Consider the following 5,551-nt stretch of genomic DNA (forward strand, 5'->3'; position numbering starts at 1 on the left):
CCTTGTCCTCAAGGAGGAACGCTATTTTCTTCCCCATCTCCCTTGAGTCCCTCGGGTCAATCAGGAAGCCGTCGTATCCGTCCTGGAGAACCTCCGCCGGCCCTCCAAATTTAGTGGCTACGATAGCTGTTTTGCATGCCATTGCTTCGAGCATAACTATCCCGAAGGGCTCGTAGGGAGAAGACAATACGAAGACATCCGCCGCGGAGTAGTACTTAGGAACAAGCTCTCTGGGTTCTATGGCGGGGATTATCTTGATGTGCTCCTTCACCCTGAGGCTTTCGATAAGGCTTAGGAGCTTGTTCATCTCCTTCTCCTCTTCCTTCGCTCCAGTACCTGTGCTTATGAGCACGAGGAAGTCCCCCGAGTAGTATTCCCTTATGTACGGGACGCTCTTTATGAGGAGGTCGAGCCCCTTCCTCGGGTCGAGCCTCGCTAGTGCAAACACCAGAGGGACGTCCGGGAGGCCAAGCTCCCTCTTCAGCTCTCCCTTCTCTCCCATCGGCCTGTAGAATGTTGTGTCCACGCCTATGGGAATCACGTGGATTTTTTCTCTTGGTATCTCGTAGAGGGTTGCTATGTCGTTCTTCTCAATCTCGGTCGTTGCTACTATGGCATCGCTCGTCTCGTAGATTTTCTTCTCAAGCTCTATCCTCTCCTTATAGGGCTCAAAGTCTCCTAAGGCCTTCGCCTTTAGTATTCCAAGCGAGTGGGAGGTGTGAACCATTTTAGCCCCGTGGCGCTTCTTGAGCTCCATCCCTACGAAGCCGCCATCCCAATAGTGGGTGTGAATGACGTCATAGGCTTCCCTCTCGAAGTACTCCGAGACCCTGTCTGTGAACTCCGGGAGGTAGGGCATAAGCTTCTCCTTGGGGATGAATCCTTCGGGCCCGCACTCTATCCTGATGACCCTGACGTTCTCGTTTATGTGCTCTACCTCCTTTCTTCCGCCCCTCTGCCTCGTGAATATGTCCACTTTAACTCCGAGCTTTCCGAGGTGTTTGCTGAGCTCCTTGACATAAACACACTGTCCACCAGTGTCGGGTTCTCCAAGCTTTCCAAGTGGGTCACCATGGGGAGTTATCATAGCTACCCTCATAACCTCACCCCTTAACTCCTGTTGTAGCAATACCCTTGATGTAGTACCTCTGTCCGATAAGGAACAGTAGTATCGAGGGAAGTGATACAAGTATTGTTGCGGCAGTTAAGAGATGATACTGGGCTATAAATTGCTCTTGGAAGATAATAAGGCCTAGCTGTACGTTTCTCATCTCCGGAGATTTTGTTAAGATTAGCCATTTGAAAAGAGAATTCCATTCTGCTATAAACGTGAACATTGAAAGCGTTAACACTGCAGGAGTTGCCAGCGGAAGCATTATCTGCCAAAGTATCCTAAATCTCGAGGCTCCATCTACTATAGCAGCTTCTTCTATGTCTCTTGGAATTGTTAAAAAGAACTGCCTGAATAAGAACACTCCAAATCCATTAAAAAACCATGGAATTGCAAGTCCCCTGTAACTGTCGATCCATCCTAATTTTGCCAATATTAGGTACAAGGGTACAATAATTATCTGCTCTGAAAGAAGCATTGTTGCTATTGCAATACTGAATATCAGGTCTTTGCCTTTGAATTCCATTCTGGCAAGGGCATATCCGGCCATTGCCGATGTTATAACCTGACCCAGCGTTACTGTGAAAGCTACTATTAAACTGTTTAGGAACTTTCTTGGAAACTCACCTTGGGCCCATGCCAGCTTATAATTTTCCCAGTGCCATACTTTGGGCAATAGCCCCCCTTGAGCGATCTCTATCGGGTCTTTGAGTGATGTGAAAAATGTCCATATGATTGGGATTAAGACTATTATAACCACGACCAAAATAATCCCGTGAATTACAATACTTTTCCACTTCATATCCCCCACCTCAATATATTGCTTCCTCCCCAAACGCCTTTCTCTGGAGATACTGAACAAAGAGGACAAGAATTAGGAGTATCACTGCCACAGTTGCTCCTTGGGAAAATCTAAAGCGCTCAAAGCTTAGCACGTATATGTAATACGCAAGCGTTGTAGTTGACATCATAGGGCCTCCTCCAGTCATAGCATATATCTGGTCGAAATCTCTGAAAGAGAAAATCGTGAGCATAACAAGAACGAGCACATGAGTTGGCTTTAGCAGAGGCAGTGTTATTTTAATGAACCTCTGAAGTGAGTTTGCACCATCTATGCTGGCAGCTTCATAGTAATCTTCGGGAATTGTTTGAAGCCCTGCCAAATAAATGACCATAAAATATCCAACCCTTGCCCATACCGTCGCTATTATGACGGCGACCATAGCCCACCGTGTACTTCTAAGCCAGTCTATACTTGAAATTCCAAAATACTCCAGAACTCTATTAACGAGACCATAATCTGTATTAAACATCCAAACCCAAATTATCCCTGTAGCAACAAAAGATATTGCAGTTGGAGAGAATATTGATGTTCTGTATATGCTCCTCATTCTTATTTTTGAGTTTAAGAAAACAGCAAGAAAGAGGGATATTACCATTGTGGTTGGGACAACTCCCGCCAAATAAACCAGAGTATTCTTAAATACATTCCAAAATTCAGGGCTTGTCAAGATATTTTTATAATTCTCCAGAAAAACGAATTCCTTACCTCCTAGCCCTCTCCAGTCAAAAAAACTGATGTACACTAAATAGACTACAGGATAAGCAAGAAATGATAACATGATTATAAGTGCCGGGCTTAAAAACATGTAGGCTTCAAGTTGTTGTTTGAATTCCCGGATTGCCATTTTTCTCCCTCCAAAAAATTAGAAGAGAAGTATCAAGAACCAAATAACGACATTATTTTTTCCTGTGCTTCTTTTAATGCTTGGGCTGGATCTTTCTTCTGAAGTAGCGCTGCTTCAATTGCTTCACCGATTGCGGCAGACATATCTGGGTATTGTGGAACTGGTGGTCTAGCTTTTCCGTACTGTAAGTTTTCTACATAAATCTTAATGAAGGGATTCTCCTCAAGGAATTTCTTGTATTCTGGATCCTCTGCAGCGCTCTTACAAACTGGAAGGTACCCAGTTTTTAAAGCCCATGTGACCTGGAATTCAGGACTCATAATGTATTTTGCAAATTCCCAAGCGGCTTTTTCTCTCTCAGGTGTAGTTTTAAAGATGAACAGGTTCTCACCACCAATGTTTGTTGCAATTCTTTTGTCGTAGGGCATTAGCATAACTCCTACCTTGTCGAGCCAATTTTGCTCTTTAAGGACTGGGAAGTTCCAAGGTCCGTTTATTGTCATTGCAACCCTTCCAGCAAAGAAGTCATCTAGCTTGTAACCTGCATTGGGTTCGCTAAGCTTAGCAACTTTGTCTTTGTAAACAAGATCGACCCAGTATTGAAGTGCCTTAACTCCAGCATCACTTGCAAATGCAGGTTTTCCATTTTCATCAAGTAATTCTCCGCCTGCTGACCATAAGAAAACCTCCCAAGTCCAGGCTGTCCACTCATATCTACCAAAAGGAACCATAAAGCCGTACTGATCTATTTCACCGTCTCCATCTTTGTCCCTTGTGAGTTTTCTTGCAAGTTCTCTAAATTCCTCCCAAGTTAAGGCTTTACCCATATATGCCTCGGGGTCGAGACCTGCTTCTCTGAAGAGCTCTTTGTTATAATAAATCGCCAAGTTGTTTGTATCAAAGGGGGCCGTATATATCTTTCCTTTGTATGTTCCAAGCTCCCAGAGCCCCTCGTATATGTCATCCTTGTTAAATGACGGGTCGTTCTTTATGAAATCCTCAACAGGAGCTAAAACTCCTGCTTCTGCAAAAAAGCCAGTCTGAGCTGGGTTCAACCATACAAGATCTGGAGGAGTGCCTGCTTGTACAGCAGCCATAATCTTTGGAACAGCCTTATCTTGGGCTCCATAGTTGACAATCTTTATCCTAATGTTTGGGTGTTTCTCCATAAATTTGTTGACTAGTTCTTCGAGAACCTTTTGGTTTTCTGGGGCTTCAATCCCATGCCAGAATTCGAGTTCAATAATCTTCTGTTCTTCTTGGCTTGAAGACTGTGTTTGTGTTGCTGTGCTAGTTGTTTTGCCACCCCCAATGCACCCACTTGCTATTACACTAAAACCCAAAATTCCAAGGAGCAACATGACAAACATTAATTTTCTCATGTTTAACACCTCATGTACTTGTAGTAGTATATAGTACTTTCAGTAAATTAACAACCAACTTCATATATAAGCTTTTCTGAACATATGTGTACATACAATGCTAGGGTATACATTAATGTTAGCTCTTCGATTTTTCCAATTCCTGATTCTCTTTGTGATGTTTTTGCAAATGAGCTCTCAAGTTAACAGACAGTTTAACATAATCATTATGGAGAAGAAGCCATGTCTTCTACTATAGGAGCAGAAACAGGGAAGAAAGGCTCATACTCAATTCTTTTAAAGTCTTATTGGAACGTTTCTATTTTTCCTTTTCTTGACTGTGTCTATGTATCTTTCAATTCTTTTAAAGTCTTATTGGAACTCGTTAAAGTCCTTAACGTCTATATCTGCGCTCATTAAACTTTCAATTCTTTTAAAGTCTTATTGGAACAGCATAGGCTATGGCAATTAAGCGGTCTCTCCAAAACTTCTTTCAATTCTTTTAAAGTCTTATTGGAACGACGGAAAATTCCACGATGTGCCTTGTGATCAGATAGCTTTCAATTCTTTTAAAGTCTTATTGGAACTCGTTTATACGCCGAGCGAAACTCTAGAGGTTATCATCTTTCAATTCTTTTAAAGTCTTATTGGAACCTCTGGGGGTTCTTGCCGTATTAGCCCTTTACATGGCTTTCAATTCTTTTAAAGTCTTATTGGAACTTTAAGTTCGCAACTGCGTGTTGTTCTTGTATTATTCTTTCAATTCTTTTAAAGTCTTATTGGAACCTATATTTGTCGCCGTATTTCGTGCCGTCCGGCAATTCTTTCAATTCTTCTAAAGTCTTATTGGAACGTGCAAAGTAACCAACTAAGAATATTTTTGAAGCTGTCTTTCAATTCTTCTAAAGTCTTATTGGAACGTAGCGGTACAGCAGTTTACTAGCACAAACACCACCGGCTTTCAATTCTTCTAAAGTCTTATTGGAACACCGTTATCATGGCAAAGAGGAGGCGTTTTACTTTGCTTTCAATTCTTCTAAAGTCTTATTGGAACCTCCTCTGCCTCTTTTAGCTGTTTCTCCATCTCCTTACTTTCAATTCTTCTAAAGTCTTATTGGAACGACTTATTTTTAACAGAACCATTACCTCCTGATACACTTTCAATTCTTCTAAAGTCTTATTGGAACCGGAATTGGGGACGGTCGGCGATGATTTTAAATAAGCTCTTTCAATTCTTCTAAAGTCTTATTGGAACGTAGCGAAGCCCGAAGAAGGCTTAATAGAGATATACGGCTTTCAATTCTTCTAAAGTCTTATTGGAACATGGTTGTGTAGGGTTGATTTTGAAAAAGAAAATTTCGCTTTCAATTCTTCTAAAGTCTTATTGGAAC

General features: G+C 41.9%; 4 protein-coding genes and 1 CRISPR repeat array. All 4 genes read right to left on the bottom strand.

Translation table 11 applies throughout. From position 1 onward, the window contains the following. Positions 1-1,099: glycosyltransferase (locus PWP39_RS09650; RefSeq protein ID WP_288073575.1), on the bottom strand; the 1,099-nt coding region annotated here is incomplete at its 3' end. Positions 1,100-1,103: 4 nt separating this feature from the next. Beyond that, positions 1,104-1,913 (bottom strand): carbohydrate ABC transporter permease, encoded by an 810-nt coding sequence (locus PWP39_RS09655; protein ID WP_042699077.1) that lies wholly within the window; start codon positions 1,911-1,913, stop codon positions 1,104-1,106. A gap of 10 nt (positions 1,914-1,923) precedes the next feature. After that, a complete protein-coding gene (locus tag PWP39_RS09660; protein WP_042699081.1) occupies positions 1,924-2,799 on the bottom strand; it encodes a carbohydrate ABC transporter permease in 876 nt (291 codons plus the stop codon). Between the two features lie 32 nt (positions 2,800-2,831). Then, complete coding sequence (locus tag PWP39_RS09665) at positions 2,832-4,181, bottom strand: ABC transporter substrate-binding protein (protein ID WP_288073577.1); 1,350 nt, start codon at positions 4,179-4,181, stop codon at positions 2,832-2,834. Between the two features lie 264 nt (positions 4,182-4,445). After that, positions 4,446-5,551: a CRISPR direct-repeat array (repeat unit 30 nt; unit sequence CTTTCAATTCTTTTAAAGTCTTATTGGAAC).

Origin of the sequence: Pyrococcus sp. (assembly GCF_030153625.1) — an archaeon.
GTDB lineage: Archaea > Methanobacteriota_B > Thermococci > Thermococcales > Thermococcaceae > Pyrococcus > Pyrococcus furiosus.

Bases quoted from the DNA above. Each gene is read 5' to 3' on its own strand.
- PWP39_RS09660 (WP_042699081.1), bottom strand. From the start codon at position 2,799: ATGGCAATCCGGGAATTCAAACAACAACTTGAAGCCTACATGTTTTTA.
- PWP39_RS09655 (WP_042699077.1), bottom strand. From the start codon at position 1,913: ATGAAGTGGAAAAGTATTGTAATTCACGGGATTATTTTGGTCGTGGTT.
- PWP39_RS09665 (WP_288073577.1), bottom strand. From the start codon at position 4,181: ATGAGAAAATTAATGTTTGTCATGTTGCTCCTTGGAATTTTGGGTTTT.